Consider the following 16,319-nt stretch of genomic DNA (forward strand, 5'->3'; position numbering starts at 1 on the left):
TATTAAATATATATGCCGGATAAACATAAGATATTACTATAATTTAATAACTTTTTACATTACTTTTCACGCAATATTTTTTCTGCCATCATAACACCTATAATAGTCTTTGCGTCTGTTATTTCGTGATTGAGAATCATGTCAACGAGTTTTGAAACATGAATTTTTTCTACATCCAGAAATTCGTCTTCGTCAGTACATGAGTCTCCCTGGGTAAGCTCAGTTGCTGCATACATATGAATAACCTCGTTACAGAAACCCGGCGTGGTATGTATGCTTATCATATGTTCTATCTTTCCGGCGCGGAGACCTGTCTCCTCCATTAACTCCCTTTCGGCGCATAGTTTTGGATCTTCCCCGGCTGAATCAAGTTTACCGGCAGGCAGCTCAAGGGTTGTCATATCAAGAGGTTTTCTGAATTGCTTAACCATGTACAATTCACCTTTTTCGTTTATTGGAACAACAACCGATGCTCCCGGGTGTAATACTATATCTCTTGTAGCCTCTTTTCCGTTTGGAAGGCTGACGGTTAAATTTTGCACCTTAATTATGTTGCCTTTGTAGATATCCTCTGTTTTAAGTGTTTTTTCATTATAATCCATATTTCAATTCCTCCTAGCTGTTTTTCTTAATTTCGTCCGTTGCAAGCTTGTCACACCGATTATTATATACATTATCTGCATGACCTTTAACCTTTATCCATTTTATTTCATGAATATCTGCAAGCCTAACAAGTTCTTTCCATAGTTCTATGTTTTTTACTTCCTCATTTTTATTCCGCTTCCATCCGTTTTTTATCCATTTATCAAGCCAGCCCTGTAAAAAAGCATTTACCAGATAGGCACTATCACTGTATAAATTTACCTTACACGGCTCTTTTAGCCTTTTCAGAGCTTCATATGCCGCCGTCAGTTCCATTTTATTGTTTGTGGTACTCTTTTCAAATCCGGATATTTCAACTTTATGCTCACCATACATGAGCACTGCTCCCCAACCGCCTGCACCGGGATTTCCGGAGCAGGCTCCATCGGTGTATATTTCTACCTGCTTCATTCCGCCTCCTGCTAATCAGCAAATTCTTTATCCGTAGATTTTACCAAGCTCTCTTGCTTTTTTTGTACACTCGTTCATAGCTTCCATTATAGAGTTTCTGAACCCGTGCTTTTCCAAAGCCGCAACCGCTTCAATTGTAGTACCTGCCGGTGAGCAAACCTGATCTTTTAATTCTCCCGGATGCTTACCTGTCTCAGCTACCATTTTTGCACTTCCTGCCACAGCCTGAGAAGCAAGCCTGTACGCAGTTTGCCTTGGGATACCTGATAAAACAGCCGCATCTGCCATTGCTTCTATTAACATAAAAATATATGCAGGACTGCTGCCGGTTAACGCTACAACTTCATTCATAAGTTTTTCTTCCATACATTCTACTTTTCCAAGAGAACTCAGCAAATTCATAGCTTCTTTTACTTCACTATCCGGAACACAAGAATCAAAGCTTATGAGGGTCATTCCTTCACCAATTACTGCGGGAGTATTTGGCATAGCCCTAATTATTTTTTTGTCTTCGCCAAGTGTATTCTTGTAGGTTTTGAGAGGAATACCAGCCGCAATACTTATAAAAAGCTTTTCATTGGAAAATACATCCTTTATATCTTCTAAAACTATTTTTACTACGTTTGGCTTAACTGCAAGAAATACAAAATCACATTTCTTTACAATTTTTCGTGAACTTTCTTCTGCATTTACTCCCAAATCGCTGCATAATACATCAAGCTTTGCTTTATCCAAATCAAAAACATGAATATCTGAAGGGTTGACAATCTGTGCCCCAATTATTCCTTTTATCATTGCTGTTCCCATCATTCCTGTACCTATAAATCCTATTTTTTTCATAAAGTTTCCTCCATTCATATAATTTTCCGTTTTATCAATACTACTATTATATCTTATAAACAGAATTTGAAAAGTAAATCTGAAATTTCGTTAAAATGGCACAGTACCATTAGTACTGTGCCACAGCAAATCCCAACGAATGTTTTTATTGGTTTCTCATATCAATAACACGCTTTGCTTTTCCTGTTGTTCTTTCAATTGATTTTGGTTCTACAAGCTTAACCTTTGCATCTATCTGAAGAACGACTTTTAATTCATGACGTATCTTTTTCTCAAGTTTTTCTAACTCGCTAAACTTTTCAAGGAGTCTCCCATCAATAAGCTCAACATGTACTTCTATTGCGTCCATATATCCGTTTTTAGTAACAATTATCTGGTAATGAGGTCCAATTCCTTCCATACCTACAAGTACACTCTCAATTTGAGAAGGAAATACATTTACACCTCTAATTATCAGCATATCATCAGTTCTTCCAAGAACCTTGTGCATTCTAACGGTAGTTCTTCCACACTCACATTTTTCCGGGTTCAGTATGGTTATATCCTTTGTTCTGTAACGAAGCATCGGAATTCCCTCTTTTGTAATTGTTGTAAGTACAAGTTCTCCTTTATTTCCATACTCAAGAGCTTCTCCTGATTCTGAATTAATTATTTCAGGATAAAAATGGTCTTCATTAATATGCATACCGCATTGGCAGTAACATTCACCTGCAACACCGGGGCCCTGTACTTCACTTAGTCCATAATTTTCTGTAGCCTTTATACCCCATCTTCTTTCTATTTCAGCCCTCATTTCAGGAGTATGACCTTCACCGCCGAATAAACCCAACTTTAGCTTAAGCTTACTCTTGTCAAGACCCATTTCATCAGCAGTCTCTGCTAAATAAAGTGCATATGATGGTGTTCCTACAAGAATGGTGGTTCCAAAATCCTGCATAAGCATAAGCTGTCTTTCGGAATGACCACTGGAGGAAGGAACAACTGTAATTCCAACCTTTTCAAGACCCTGATGCAGTCCAAAGCCACCCGTAAAAAGACCATATCCGAAAACAACCTGTGCTATATCGTCTTCACTTCCGCCTGCTGCAATAACAAGTCTTGCTATGTTTTCAGACCAGTTTTCCATATCATTTTTGGTGTAACCTACAACTATGGGTTTACCTGTTGTACCGGATGATGCGTGAAGTCTTACTATTTTCTTTAAAGGTACTGCAAAAAGTCCATAGGGATAGTTGTCTCTTAAATCATTCTTTGTTGTGAATGGAATTTTCTCTATATCTTTCAACGATTGGATATGCTCAGGCCTCAGGCCTATTTCGTCAAATTTTCTCTTATACATTGGAACATTCTCATATGCAACTCTTACGATATTCTTCAAACGTTCCAGCTGAAGCTCTTTCATAGAATTTCTTGTCATACACTCAACCTGAGTATTCCAAATCATTTTAACTTCCCCCTAGTTATCTTATATTTTTAATCCTATTTTAAGCAACATCATTGCGTACACAGATGTTACAAATGTCAAAATTAATGCGAAAACAAATGCTATCCTGATTACTTTGTTTTCTTCACCAAGCTTGTCTATTGATGCTGCTGCATTTTGAAGCTTTGCAGGAGATATTACACTTGCGAGACCTCCTCCAAATGCAAGTGCAGCAGTAACAATTATAAGTCCGTCAAGTCCCAGATTCAGCTTATTAGCCGTCTGCATTGTATAGTTTGCAAACATGGCAATGGTTGAGGCTTCACTTCCCGTTACAAAACCACCAAAGAGACCGACGAATCCTGTTATAAATCCATAAGCTCCACTGAATGCATTTGCTGATGTACTTGCAAGGACTTTTATCATACTTTCGGTTTGGTATGCCATGGTATTAAGACTCCAACCCGAATAATTCATTACATCACCTATTGCGAAAAATATTGCAGCCGAAAACACAGGTCTTGGAGCTCTCTTAATCCATACTTTTACAGAGGCTTTTAACTCTGATTTTTTAGGCTGTATTACAAGCATTGAGACAACTACGGCAACTGCAATCCATGTATATGCATTCCATAGTGCTCTTGTAGCTATAGGCCTTCCATCAACAGTTATTCCCTTTATAGGCAGTGCCAGATTGTAAAGGTAGTCATAAATCGGCTTTGGAAGATTTAATGCAAGTATAAAGCCAATAAGTATAATCCAAGGACTCAATGCCTTCCAAAGAGGGTACTTCTTCTCATATTCTCTTTCTTCATCGGTTAAGATGCTTTTATCAATAATCTTTTTACCGGTAAATTTCAGGTAAAGCGCCATCGCTAATATTACCGCAAGGCCGCTTAAAACTCCGGTCAATGTTACCAGATTATCAACCTTGTTTGTGAAAAATGCTACAAGTGCTATAACCCCGCCCGTTACAATACAAGGTAGAAAGCCCTTCTTAATTCCGTTCCATTTGTCAACGATATACAACATACAGAATCCGATTAAAGTTGAAACTAAAGGTAAAAACATAAAAAATACTCTTCCTGCCTGTGAAGGTGTTATTTCATGCCCTTGTCCCAAAAAGTTGTTTGCAAAATCCAGAAATGCCACAAGAGGAGCACCCAGAAGTGAGTATGTACAAAGTGAATCATATCCTATAGATGGAAGTGCAATTGAAACATATGTGGAATATCCCATTGCTAGGAGTATAGGCGGAAGTATGGATACAGGTGTAGCACCCACAGCTACCATCAAAGTACCAAACCCTATGTTAATCATCATAATCTGAACTGCTTTATTATGACTTGCTATTGTCTTTATGAATATTATTATTCTTTTCAGAGCACCGGTTTTTTCCATATAAGCCATCATAAATAATGATGTCAATACTATCATTGAAACCGGAAATGAACGAATGAATCCCGAAGCAGTTGACCGGAAAATAACCGGCAAAGATGTTTTAAAAAATAGAAATGCTACAACAGATACGCAAAGCCAGCCTACAATACCACTGATGTCAGCTGACTTCTTAAAAATTACAAGCATACATACTATTACCAAAATTGGTAATAGTGTCAAAATTAGTGACCCTACCATTCTACCGTCCTCCACAAAACTAAATTAATTTTAAAACCCATTCTACTAAACTACTGACGCAAAATACAATCGCTACTATAATATTTTATTACAAACTTCTACAAAAATAAAGAATTATTTGGAGGATTCTTCCGAAGTATAATATTTTGAGAATAACTGGTAGTAGGTATATGTCTCCTCTGCATATTTTTCTTTTGTCTTAATTGGTCCGATGTTTTTTGAAATTTTTGACTGATTGTATTCAGCCAATATCTTATTTAGCTGCTCCTTCTTAAGATTATTTAGGTTTACGTTTTTGTCACCGGTAATTTGAATTGCCCTTGCTTTAAGCTGAACCGCACAAAAGTATACTGCCAGTTCCGGGGTTTCCAACATTTCCCTGATAAGTTTATCGGAATAATTTACAATCAAAGAGCTTTTTCCGTGTACAACCTGTTCGTTAAGGCGGACATTATCTATTCCAATCTGACAAATACCTATTGATTTCCCTCCCAGAATAGGAACCCCATCAAGAATATCCTCCTGCCCGAGAAACATCATTTCTCTGAATAAAACTGAAGATAAAAAGGCCTTAGGCATCTTTTGGGCTTTTGCAGTTTTTGCAATGACAGGCTCAAGTTCTTTTAGAGCATCAAAAGTATACTCAAAATCGTTTATATAATAAAAACCGAGCTTTTTATCTCTGTATGAATCTGCTTCAACCTGACTTTTTAACTGCTGAGTGATACTTTTAACCTCAGGTTTGTACATAAAATCACTGAATTCAAAATCCCCTCCGGAGCTTTTAAAATTTTGCTCTTGAAGGTACATGTATCCTTTGCTGCTGCTGTTAATTAAATTGTTAAGGGTCTTACCATCATATGTATTATTTGAATTATATGTTACGTTATCTCCGTCGGAGTCATTAGAACCTCCCGTATACCGGTCTCCCTGCGATGTTCGTTCACCGTACATATACTTCATTTCTTTTTCTTTTATTTTTACGTATGTCTTTCCTATATCATCTTTTATATGTATATATCCGTTTGCATAATTAAGCAACGTAAAACATGTCATTATCATAATTAAAGAAAAAGCAAATTTTTTCTTTAATTCAGCCGTCTTCATATGATTTTCCTCCATGCACCGACTTTATCAGGTACAATAATGTAAGTACTCAACTTTAGTCAATATCCCTATTTGTTATACATATTTATAAAAGAAATGTCAATTATTCTATTTTACCAAAAACATTAAAATTCAGTAAGTGTTATCCATTACCGCCATATAAATCTCTTTATTTGCTAAAAGGTATGTTTTCCTAGCACATTTGCAAAATTGCTCAAAGTCTTCATTTCCTAAGGATTTCAGGCATAAAAATAGACAAAAACACAGGAGTAACCCTATCCTTTTTTGTCTATTTTTAATAGTCCCATATTCAAAATTACAATATAGTAATTTTTATTTTAAGGCTTCAATAATCGATTTTTCAACCATTTTGAGTTTGGCAGCAACTTCGTCTATTTCCACATCTGACTTTTCCTGCTTTAAATCATTTTTAAGTATTTCTGATAATTCATCAAACTCTTCTTTTAATGTTTCAAGCATTTCAACCACCGCAAGACGTCTAAATCTCTTTTTGGCATTTGCACTAGGAACATGTTCGTAAATGCTTCCTCCACTTATGACATAACTCTCACCTCTTGAAGGAACAATGCACTGTAAGCCAAGCTCATCAGTAATAGTCTGTGCAAATGAAGCAGCAACGCCCTGTTCTCCATGGACGACAAATATGTTCTTTGGCTTTCTTCCGATGCTCCTAATCCAAGAAAGAAGTCCTGCCTTGTCCGCATGTCCCGAAAAGCCGTCGATACTTTCTATTCGTGCATTTACAGATATCTCTTCACCAAATAGTTTTACCTTCTGAGCCCCATCCTGTATTTTACGTCCAAGAGTTCCTTCAGCCTGATAACCCACAAAAAGAATTGTTGATTCTTTACGCCAAAGGTTATGTTTGAGATGATGCTTTACTCTGCCGGCATCGCACATACCGCTGGCAGATATAATTATCATGCTTTCAGCTTTTTCATTAAGTTTCCTTGATTCCTCGGGAGATTGTGTAAATTTAAGAGACGGAAAGTCAAGGGGATTGTCTCCGTTGGCAATATATGCCTTTGCCTCCTCGTCAAAGCAGTCAAGGTTTTCCCTGAATATCTGGGTTGCTGAGGTTGCAAGGGGACTATCAACATATACGGGAACATTCAATATCTCATTTACCTTGTCACCGAAAACATCCATATGCTTGTTTAAATCATATATCAGTTCCTGAGTTCTTCCTACCGCAAAGGATGGTATAACTACATTTCCTCCCTTGGAGATTGTTTCTGATATTATACTTATAAATTTTTCAATTTTGTCAGTCTCTTTTTTTAGTGTATGCAGCCTGTCTCCGTATGTAGATTCAACTATAAGGTAATCAGTATCCCCGATTATGCTGGGATCCCTGAGAATTGGCATTCCCTTGTTTCCAAGATCACCGCTGAATACAACCTTTGTTTCCTGGTTATTTTCCCTTATCCAAATTTCCAGTATTGCCGAACCAAGAATATGTCCTGCATCATTAAATCTAACCCTCACATTATCTGAAACAGATATTACTTCATCATATGCCACACCTTTAAAAAGGCTGAGGCAATCAGTAGCCTCTTCTAACGTATATAATGGTTTAACAGGAGGTTTTCCGGCCCTCTGCCTCTTTCGGTTGGTCCATTCATTTTCCATTTCCTGAATGTGCCCGCTGTCGGGAAGCATTATACCACAAAGTTGTACTGTAGGCTTGGTGGCGTAAATAGTTCCTTTAAAACCGTCCATATAAAGTTTTGGAATTCTTCCACTGTGGTCAATATGTGCATGGGTCAAAAGCATGAAGTCCAATTCACCGGGATTAAAAGAAAATGGTTCTGTATTTAATAAAACTTCATTTGCCTTACCTTGAAACATTCCGCAATCAACCAGAAATTTTGTTTCCTTCGTTTCAACCAAATAACATGAGCCTGTAACGGTTTTTGCTGCCCCCAGAAATGAAATATTCATAACAGACCTCCATTCGACAAATAAAATTAAATCTTTATCTCTAATAATACTAATTCTGCTTTAAATCCTGAAATTCCTTGTTGAAATTTCCAATATTTTAAATTTGAAACTTTCATTTACTTGTAATGTTTCATAAACAGACCCGCCAGCTTGACACAGTTATTTAAATCTTGAATGCTCACCATTTCACAAGGGGTATGAACATACCTGCATGGAATTGATATACCTCCGCATGGTATTCCTGTTCCAGATGTCTGCATTGCGCCGGGATCACTCCCTCCCCTTTCCAGTAATTCCAAGGTATAGGGAATATTGTTTTCCTGGGCTAAATCCTGTAAAGTCCTGCGAATCTGTGGATGAGCTATATAAGAAGAATCTTTTACTTTTATTGCAGGGCCCTTGCCAAGCTTTACTTCCATACTGTTACATTCCGGTGTATCACCTGTACGTGTAACATCAATTGCGATGGCACAATCCGGCATAATTCCGAAAGAAGCTGTCTTTGCACCTCTCAGTCCCAATTCTTCCTGAGTAGTAAAGACAAAGTAAATTTCATTATCTGTTTTAGGCATGGTTTTTATAAGCTCAATAAGTACTGCACAGCCGCTCCTGTCATCCATTGCCTTTGAAACGGCAAAATCCCCCTGAACATGAAAATCGCCTGTAAAGCTGGCTGTATCTCCAACCTTTACGTATTTCTCAGCTTCCTCTTTGCTGGTGCAGCCGATATCAATATACATTTTTCCAAGTCTGAGATCCTTCATGCTTTCAAGTTTCTCTTCTGCATTTATACAACCCACTGTGCCGTTTTTAAACCTCACTCTTTGTGCAAGGGAATTGAACGCTGATACTCCCCCTAAATTGGAAAACCTTATAAATCCTTTATCATCAATAAAGGTAGCTATGACACCAATTTCATCCATATGGGCCGCAAATAGGATTTTCTTCTTTTTTCCTTTTTTTACTGCAATCAGATTTCCCATTGCATCAACTTTTATTTCATCAACATATTTTTTTATTTCAGAAGTAATTATTTCTCTGATATCTTCTTCATTTCCGGATACACCAAAGGCCTGTGTAACTGTTTTTAATGTTTCCTGCATTTAAATCCCTCCAATTTTGTTAACTCACCTGTCTCTATACTGCTGCCATGTTTTTTATAAAATCCTTATCTTTGTTCATTTCATTTAATGCCGCAAGTGTAAGTCTTTCTACACATTCAAAATCACTTCTGCTCATAACAGAAACGGGAGAATGTATATACCTGCAAGGAACAGAAATTGATGCCGTTTTAACACCACTACCAGTTCTTTGTATCTGTCCTGCATCATTTCCACCTGTTGTGGTCTGTTTATATTGAACTTTTATTCCATTTTTAACTGCCGTATCATATAAAAACTGTACCAGCTTTCTGTCGCTGTAACAGGTTCTGTCTACCAGTGTAAGAGCTGCACCATTACCTAGTTCTGTAGAAAAATCAAAGGGTTTTACCTCGGGAACGTCGGCACAAGTAGTTCCTTCCAGAACAAGGGCTACATCCGGCATAATTTTAAATGCCGCTACTTGTGCACCTCTAAGTCCAACTTCTTCCTGCACTGTAAAGCACGCATACAAATCAAACTCAAAGTTATACTTTAAAACCTCCATAAGTACTGCACAGCCTACTCTGTCGTCCAGTGCCTTTGCCTTTATACTGTCTTTCCCAAGTTCTACATAATCACTGTCAAAGGCTATAAACTCTCCCAAAGGAGCTAATTTTTCGGCTTCTTCCTTTGTTTCCGCTCCAATATCTATATATAAATCCTTAATTTTAGCTATCCTTTCCCGTTCTTCAAGACTTTGCTGATGTAGCGGCTTTGCACCGATTACACCTTTGAGTCTTTTTTTACCAATTACCACTCTTTTACCGGGCAAAATTCTACTGTCAATACCCCCAACAGGTTTGAATTTTAAAAATCCTTTTTCCATATAACCCGAAACCATGAATCCTACTTCATCCATATGGGCTGAAAGCATAACCTTAAGCCTGCCGCTGCTGCCTTTTTTATAAGCAATAATATTTCCGATTGTGTCAACCTCTATAGAATCACACAATCCATTAATTTTATTTTTAATATATTCTCTCACTTCATTTTCATTTCCAGATACACCATTTAAATCTGTAAGTTCTTTTATCAACGTCATACAATCCTCCACAAGCCTTACTGCCGTAATATACTATTTATGATATGATTTAATCAGATAGTCTTTCATTGCAGAACTTTCTCTAATTTCTCACTGCTAAGTCTTAAAAACTCCGTTATTATTCTGGCCGTATACTTTATATCTTCCAAATTAACAGTCTCTACAGCAGTATGCATATATCTGACCGGTATTGAAAGCAGAGCGGTAGGTATTCCGCAGCCGCTGACCTGAGTTGCCCATGCTTCAGTTCCTGTATCCCCTGATTCAACCATTTTTTGAAAAGGAATGCATATATCTTTACCAAGTTCAAACAGCTTTTCAACCATTCCCTGATGGAGGTTTGGGCCTATCGATATTTCAGGCCCTTTTCCCGGGGTTGAGGACACATCCTTTGAAAGATCAGGTATGTCTCCATGGCATGCATCAATTACTATTGCAGCATCCGGCTTCAGTGCAAACGCTGCGGTTGTGATACCTACAAGACTTGTTTCTTCCTGAGTTGAAGCCATAAATATGATATCATTTTCATGGTTTATATCCTTTAGAGACTGTAATATTTCCATCAAACAAACAATACCGGTACGATTGTCAAAAGACTTTCCGCTGGCTTTGTTTTTGTTCATTAAAGAGAAGCTTGATTTAAAGGATACAACATCGCCAATTGAAACTACTTTTTTAAGATCTTCCCCCTTTAGTCCTGTATCCACACGTAAATCCTTTATTTTTACTGCCTTTCCTGCATCCTCCGGCTTCATCAAATGAGGCGGCATTGCTCCTATTATACCGGGGATATCCTCTCTGCCGTGTATTATTACTTCCTGTGCCAGCAATATTTTGCTGTCTATACCTCCAATTGAGCTTATACCGATAAAGCCCTTATCGTCTATGGAGTTGACCAGAAAGCCTATTTCATCACTGTGTGCGGTAATCAATATCTTTTTTGCCGACTTATTAAAACCTTTTTTCAGGAAAACTACATTGAAAAACTTATCTATTCGGACTTCGTCGCAGTAATCCTTAAAGGTTTCAGCAATTTTTGCAGCTGCTGTTGCTTCAAAGCCTGCTACTGCCACAAGTCCTGACAAATACTCCAAACAATTTGCTATTTCCATTCTTCTGATTCCCCTATTTTTATTTGATCTGTTATTAATCTTTTATATAATACTAGCAAAAAATCATAGATTTTCCTAGAGAATTGTAAATCTTAAAGCACTAAAAAAATATTTATTAATAAATTTATAATATTACTATTGACTTAATTTAATTTTTTTATTATACTAAAACTCGTCCTTTCGAGGGCCTTTAGCTCAGTTGGTTAGAGCAACCGGCTCATAACCGGTTGGTCCGGGGTTCGAGTCCCTGAAGGCCCACCAATTAGTTTGTTAGTGTTTTAAAAAACACTAACAATCTTGCCCAGATAGCTCAGTCGGTAGAGCAGGGGACTGAAAATCCCCGTGTCGCTGGTTCGATTCCGGCTCTGGGCACCAAAAAAGAATTTTTCGTCTACAAAACGAAAAATTCTTTTTTTATTTTCAAAGCCATATCTTCGTCAAAAACATCGTCAGGAGCAAATACACTCCAATACTTATCAAAATATAAGGCCAGACAACCTGAATGATAGCTATAAAAATTGCTAAAATGTCTTTGAATGATTCTCTTTGTATTAATTTCATATTCTTACTCCCTACCTCAGGTAATTGTCAAGCAAAATGACATGCAACTTTATGGTTTTGTCCAACATCTTTCAATTCCGGTACCTGTTGTTTGCAAATATCGCTGCACTTTGGGCATCTTGTGTGAAAGCGGCAGCCGGACGGAGGATTTGCAGGGCTGGGCAAATCCCCGGATAAAACTATTTTTTCTCTTTTAAGTCTAGGGTCAGGCAGTGGGACGGCCGATAAAAGGGCCTTTGTATACGGATGAAGCGGATTATCATAAAGCTCTGTTTTGTCAGCAATCTCAACAAGGCAGCCAAGATACATTACTGCCACCCGGTGTGAAATATGCTTTACTACGCTTAAATCGTGTGAAATAAATAAGTAGGAAAATCCATATTCTTTTTGAAGATCAGATAAAAGGTTTATTATCTGTGATTGAATGGATACATCCAATGCCGAAACAGGCTCATCGCATACAATAAATTCAGGATTCAAGGCCAAAGCCCTTGCAATACCGATTCTCTGCCTCTGCCCTCCTGAAAATTCATGGGGATATCTGTCAATATGAAAGGTCAGCAGTCCGCACTGTTCCATAACCTTTAATACACGCTGTTTTAAATTCTTTTTTTCACAAAAACCGTGTTCAAGAAGTGCTTCACCAATAATTTCACCAACTGTAAGTCTGGGATTCAAGGAGCTGTACGGGTCCTGGAAGACAATCTGAATTTTGGGCCTCAGCTTTTGCATTTCTTGTTTCTTAAGGTCAAATAATTCTGTTCCTTTAAATAAAACCTCTCCTCCGGTTTTATCATGTAGCCTCAGAATTGTACGGCCTACGGTGCTTTTTCCGCATCCCGATTCGCCTACCAACCCCAGAGTTTCACCCTTATTTATTTCGAAGGATATATCTTCTACTGCTTTAACGTGTCCTACCGTTCTCTGGAATACTCCTCCTTTTATGGGAAAGTACTTTTTCAAATTTTTTACCTCAAGCAAAGCTTCACTCATCTTGTCACCTCCCCAAACAATGTACATGCAACGAAATGGTCATTTCCCATATCAATCAGCTTTGGAAAACCTTGTTTACAGACATCCTTGCACATTTTACACCTATCTGAAAAGTAACAGATTTCAGGTAAATTAATAAGGTTCGGTACCTGTCCGGGTATTGTATAAAGCCTGTCACTTACAGTAGTTATACTCGGTTTTGATTTTAGAAGCCCTATTGTATACGGATGCATGGGATTCAGATAAATGTCGTTTACATTTCCCTGTTCAATTATTCTTCCTGCATACATTACTATTACATAATCCGCCATTTCGGCTACGACCCCAAGATCGTGTGTAATTAACATTATGGAAGTCCCGAATTTTCTCTTTATTTCTTTAAGCAAATCTAGTATTTGTGCTTGTATTGTAACATCCAAAGCTGTTGTCGGTTCATCTGCAATCAAAAGTTCGGGATTGCAGGAAAGTGCCATGGCTATCATGATTCTCTGTCTCATACCTCCGGATAATTCATGGGGGTAAGAGTCATATATGCCTTCTGCACGAGGTATTCCAACAGTTGAAATCATTTCGATTGCTTTTTCCCTTGCCTGTTTTTTTGTTAAATTTTCATGAAGTATAAGTGATTCTGCTATCTGGTTACCAACTGTAAAAACAGGATTTAATGAAGTCATAGGTTCCTGAAATATCATTGAAATCCTGTCTCCGTTTATTTTCCTCATTTCACTCTGGGATAGTTTTACAAGATCCTGACCATTGAAAATTACCTGTCCCTCAACTATTTTTCCCGGTTCCTGTATTAATCGCATAATAGAAAGAGACATGACACTCTTTCCACAGCCGGATTCACCAACTATGCCTATCGTTTGTCCTTTATTAACCTGAAAGGAAACGCCGTTTACCGCTTTAACAACACCTGCATCAGTATAAAAAAATGTATGTAGATCTTTAATTTCCAAAAGTTTTTCAGACATAAATGCTTCTTCCTCCTACTTTTTCATTTTAGGGTCAAAGGCATCCCGTAGGCCGTCACCCACAAAATTAATTGCAAGAACTATGGTGAAGATACATATTCCCGGTGGTATCCAAAGCCATGAGCGGAGAATGAAATCATTGGTATCTCTTACTGCCTGAACCATGTTTCCCCACGATGGGAACGGCATAGCCACGCCAAGTCCAAGAAAAGATAATGCAGATTCCATCAATATGGCATCACCTATCCCAAGAGTTGCAGATACAATTATACTGGGGATAACATTAGGAATAAGGTGTCTTACTATTTTTCGCCTGTCCTTGAGTCCAAGTGCTTCTGCTGCAATCATATACTCCTGTTCACGTAAGGTAAGAATCTGTCCGCGAACCAATCTCGCCATTACAGGCCAGCTGAGAACTCCTATTATGAACATTACGAAATATATCCTGCGTTGAGGAGGTATATTTAAATCAGACATTATTGCACCTATTATTATTACAACAGGCAAAAATGGGATACTAAGGAATATATCAACAAGCCTCATAAGCATATTATCAATTTTACCACTGTAATAGCCTGCCAAGCCTCCTATAGTGGTACCCAGGAGTATTTCCAGGAGTACAGCAACAAAGCCTACGGTTATGGAGATTCTCCCTCCATACATCAAGCGTGTTAAAATATCACGTCCGCTGCTGTCAGTACCCAATAAATGCTCAGGCCCCGGTTTAAGCTTTGCCATAATTATGTCTGTTTTCAGTAAAGGATATTTAGAAAATACCGGCCCGTAAAAACATATAATAATAAGAAAAGATATCAAGAATAATCCCACTATTGCCAGTTTGTTTCTTTTAAATTGTTTGATAGCCATAGTCCAAGGTGTCTGAATATTGTCTCCTTTGTTGCGTTCCCTAGTATCCAGTATTTTGAGTATAGCTACAAAAATCAAGGAAACAAATGCAACTATAACCAGGAGCTTTGCACCCGGCCCGGTCTGAGACGTAATATCACTGGTTTTAAATATAGTTTTACCATCACCGGTTTTTAATTCAAGGAGTATGGTACCAAAAAAATCAGTTATGGATGTCTGACTGTTGGAAAGCTGTACTCCATATGATATTACAGCACATATAACTGCCCCCAAAGCACCTGAAAGTGCTTTACTGCTTTTACGTAACTGATAGTACGCTAATAAAGCAATAGCAGCAATAAACAATAAAAATGTTACAAGCAGTGGAACAGAAGTGCTTGTAAATACATAAGTCTGTATGTTTTCAGTAAGCTTGTGAAGCTCTTTTCTTTTGAACAGCGACGTTATAAGATTAAACCCGTTTATTGAACTATAATCCTTAAATGTGAGAAATGGGAGTATATAACACAAAACTGCTGCAAACAATGATATCATCGTAAATATTTTTATCTTCATTTTTCTTTCCACCTCACTTTAGCTTAACTCTGGGATCAACAATTGCATAGAAAATATCCGAAAGCAGATTTCCCAGAAGGGTAAGTACAGCAACAAACAGTGAAAATCCCATCAAAAGCGGATAATCTCTTTTTGTCACTGCTTCCAGTGCAATTTTTCCTATACCCGGAATACCAAATATACTCTCTGTTATGATTGCACCTGAAAATAATCCCGGAAGTGAAAGACCAATGAGAGTAACGATAGGAATCAATGCATTTCGCAATGCATGTTTATATATAACCACCTTTTCACTGAGACCTTTTGCTCTGGCAGTCCTTATATAATCCTGTTTTACAATTTCAAGTACAGCAGTTCTTGTGTATCTCATCATAGACCCGGCACTTATTAATGCAAGTACTAGAACCGGTAGTATCATATGTTTCAGCCGGTCAATTATAAACGCAAATCCTATATAGTTGGAACCCGGCGTATTTAAACCCGCCAGTGGCAGAATATGAAGGTTTACGGCAAAAACTTTTATTAATATATATCCAAGGAAAAAGGATGGAAAGGAAATTCCGATTAGTGCTAAAAAAGTAAAAATCATATCAGTCTTTGAGTATTGCCTGGTAGCAGAAATAATACCTATAGGTATTGCAATAAGCAGCTCCAGAATAAAAGCCACAAGCGCAATACTGAAGGAATTCCATACATATGTATTGATTACGGTAGAAACAGGCTTCTGGTATGTAAATGAATCACCAAAGTCAAAATGAACGGCACCTTTAATCCATTTAAAATACTTGAGATAAATGGGGTCGTTAATCCCGTAAATATCTTTAAGATGTTGAATCTGCTGGGGTGTCATATGTGTGGATGAAACTTTTGAATCAATAAAATTTCCGGGAACCAGATTGATTATTAGGAATAATATTATGGAAACTCCAATTATAATAGGTATCATCTGAAGGATTCTTCTGGCTAAGTAATTCCACATGTTACAACTCTCCTGTCGTTTGTTAATTTGGGTTAAAGAGAATGTCCGTTCATTTTAATGACGGACAT

14 protein-coding genes and 2 tRNA genes are annotated in these 16,319 nt (G+C 37.6%); 2 read left to right on the plus strand and 14 right to left on the minus strand.

Annotated features, from left to right (window positions below; genetic code table 11):
• Window positions 1–59: 59 nt before the first annotated feature.
• The 10 genes from CLO1100_RS10000 to CLO1100_RS10045 all read right to left on the minus strand — a co-directional run bounded on the left by CLO1100_RS10000 (window position 60) and on the right by CLO1100_RS10045 (window position 11,322).
• On the minus strand, window positions 60–602 hold the full coding sequence (locus CLO1100_RS10000; protein WP_014313637.1) for an NUDIX hydrolase: 543 nt from the start codon (window positions 600–602) through the stop codon (window positions 60–62).
• 13 nt (window positions 603–615) lie between these two features.
• Window positions 616–1,053, minus strand: a complete 438-nt coding sequence (rnhA, locus tag CLO1100_RS10005) for a ribonuclease HI (RefSeq protein ID WP_014313638.1) — start codon at window positions 1,051–1,053, stop codon at window positions 616–618.
• A 27-nt stretch (window positions 1,054–1,080) separates the two neighbouring features.
• Complete coding sequence (gene proC / locus CLO1100_RS10010) at window positions 1,081–1,893, minus strand: pyrroline-5-carboxylate reductase (RefSeq protein WP_014313639.1); 813 nt, start codon at window positions 1,891–1,893, stop codon at window positions 1,081–1,083.
• Window positions 1,894–2,038: 145 nt separating this feature from the next.
• The gene (locus CLO1100_RS10015; protein WP_014313640.1) at window positions 2,039–3,337 is read right to left on the minus strand and encodes a phenylacetate--CoA ligase; all 1,299 of its coding nucleotides are present in this window, start codon (window positions 3,335–3,337) and stop codon (window positions 2,039–2,041) included.
• Between the two features lie 21 nt (window positions 3,338–3,358).
• Window positions 3,359–4,954: an L-lactate permease gene (locus CLO1100_RS10020; protein WP_014313641.1), complete on the minus strand. Its 1,596-nt coding sequence runs from the start codon at window positions 4,952–4,954 to the stop codon at window positions 3,359–3,361.
• A gap of 114 nt (window positions 4,955–5,068) precedes the next feature.
• Window positions 5,069–6,061: a hypothetical protein gene (locus tag CLO1100_RS10025; RefSeq protein WP_014313642.1), complete on the minus strand. Its 993-nt coding sequence runs from the start codon at window positions 6,059–6,061 to the stop codon at window positions 5,069–5,071.
• A 333-nt stretch (window positions 6,062–6,394) separates the two neighbouring features.
• Window positions 6,395–8,026, minus strand: a complete 1,632-nt coding sequence (locus CLO1100_RS10030) for an MBL fold metallo-hydrolase (RefSeq protein ID WP_014313643.1) — start codon at window positions 8,024–8,026, stop codon at window positions 6,395–6,397.
• Between the two features lie 116 nt (window positions 8,027–8,142).
• Complete coding sequence (locus CLO1100_RS10035; protein WP_014313644.1) at window positions 8,143–9,129, minus strand: M42 family metallopeptidase; 987 nt, start codon at window positions 9,127–9,129, stop codon at window positions 8,143–8,145.
• A gap of 34 nt (window positions 9,130–9,163) precedes the next feature.
• The gene (locus CLO1100_RS10040; RefSeq protein ID WP_014313645.1) at window positions 9,164–10,210 is read right to left on the minus strand and encodes a M42 family metallopeptidase; all 1,047 of its coding nucleotides are present in this window, start codon (window positions 10,208–10,210) and stop codon (window positions 9,164–9,166) included.
• Between the two features lie 65 nt (window positions 10,211–10,275).
• Window positions 10,276–11,322: a M20/M25/M40 family metallo-hydrolase gene (locus CLO1100_RS10045; protein WP_014313646.1), complete on the minus strand. Its 1,047-nt coding sequence runs from the start codon at window positions 11,320–11,322 to the stop codon at window positions 10,276–10,278.
• A 184-nt stretch (window positions 11,323–11,506) separates the two neighbouring features.
• On the opposite strand from CLO1100_RS10045, the gene CLO1100_RS10050 reads away from it, so the two are divergent.
• Window positions 11,507–11,583: transfer RNA gene (locus CLO1100_RS10050), tRNA-Ile, on the plus strand.
• 38 nt (window positions 11,584–11,621) lie between these two features.
• A tRNA-Phe gene (locus tag CLO1100_RS10055) sits at window positions 11,622–11,697 on the plus strand.
• Between the two features lie 213 nt (window positions 11,698–11,910).
• On the opposite strand, the gene CLO1100_RS10060 is transcribed toward CLO1100_RS10055, so the two are convergent.
• From CLO1100_RS10060 to CLO1100_RS10075, 4 genes are all read right to left on the minus strand, one after another.
• Entirely contained in the window at window positions 11,911–12,876 is a 966-nt protein-coding gene (locus CLO1100_RS10060; RefSeq protein WP_014313647.1) for a dipeptide ABC transporter ATP-binding protein, read from the minus strand.
• The gene (locus CLO1100_RS10065; RefSeq protein ID WP_014313648.1) at window positions 12,873–13,850 is read right to left on the minus strand and encodes an ABC transporter ATP-binding protein; all 978 of its coding nucleotides are present in this window, start codon (window positions 13,848–13,850) and stop codon (window positions 12,873–12,875) included. The genes CLO1100_RS10060 and CLO1100_RS10065 overlap by 4 nt, the downstream gene beginning before the upstream one ends.
• A gap of 15 nt (window positions 13,851–13,865) precedes the next feature.
• On the minus strand, window positions 13,866–14,717 hold the full coding sequence (opp4C, locus tag CLO1100_RS21070) for an oligopeptide ABC transporter permease (RefSeq protein WP_242835251.1): 852 nt from the start codon (window positions 14,715–14,717) through the stop codon (window positions 13,866–13,868).
• A 568-nt stretch (window positions 14,718–15,285) separates the two neighbouring features.
• Entirely contained in the window at window positions 15,286–16,251 is a 966-nt protein-coding gene (locus tag CLO1100_RS10075; RefSeq protein WP_014313650.1) for an ABC transporter permease, read from the minus strand.
• Window positions 16,252–16,319 lie beyond the last annotated feature (68 nt).

The organism is Clostridium sp. BNL1100, from assembly GCF_000244875.1.
Classification (GTDB): domain Bacteria; phylum Bacillota; class Clostridia; order Acetivibrionales; family DSM-1351; genus Ruminiclostridium.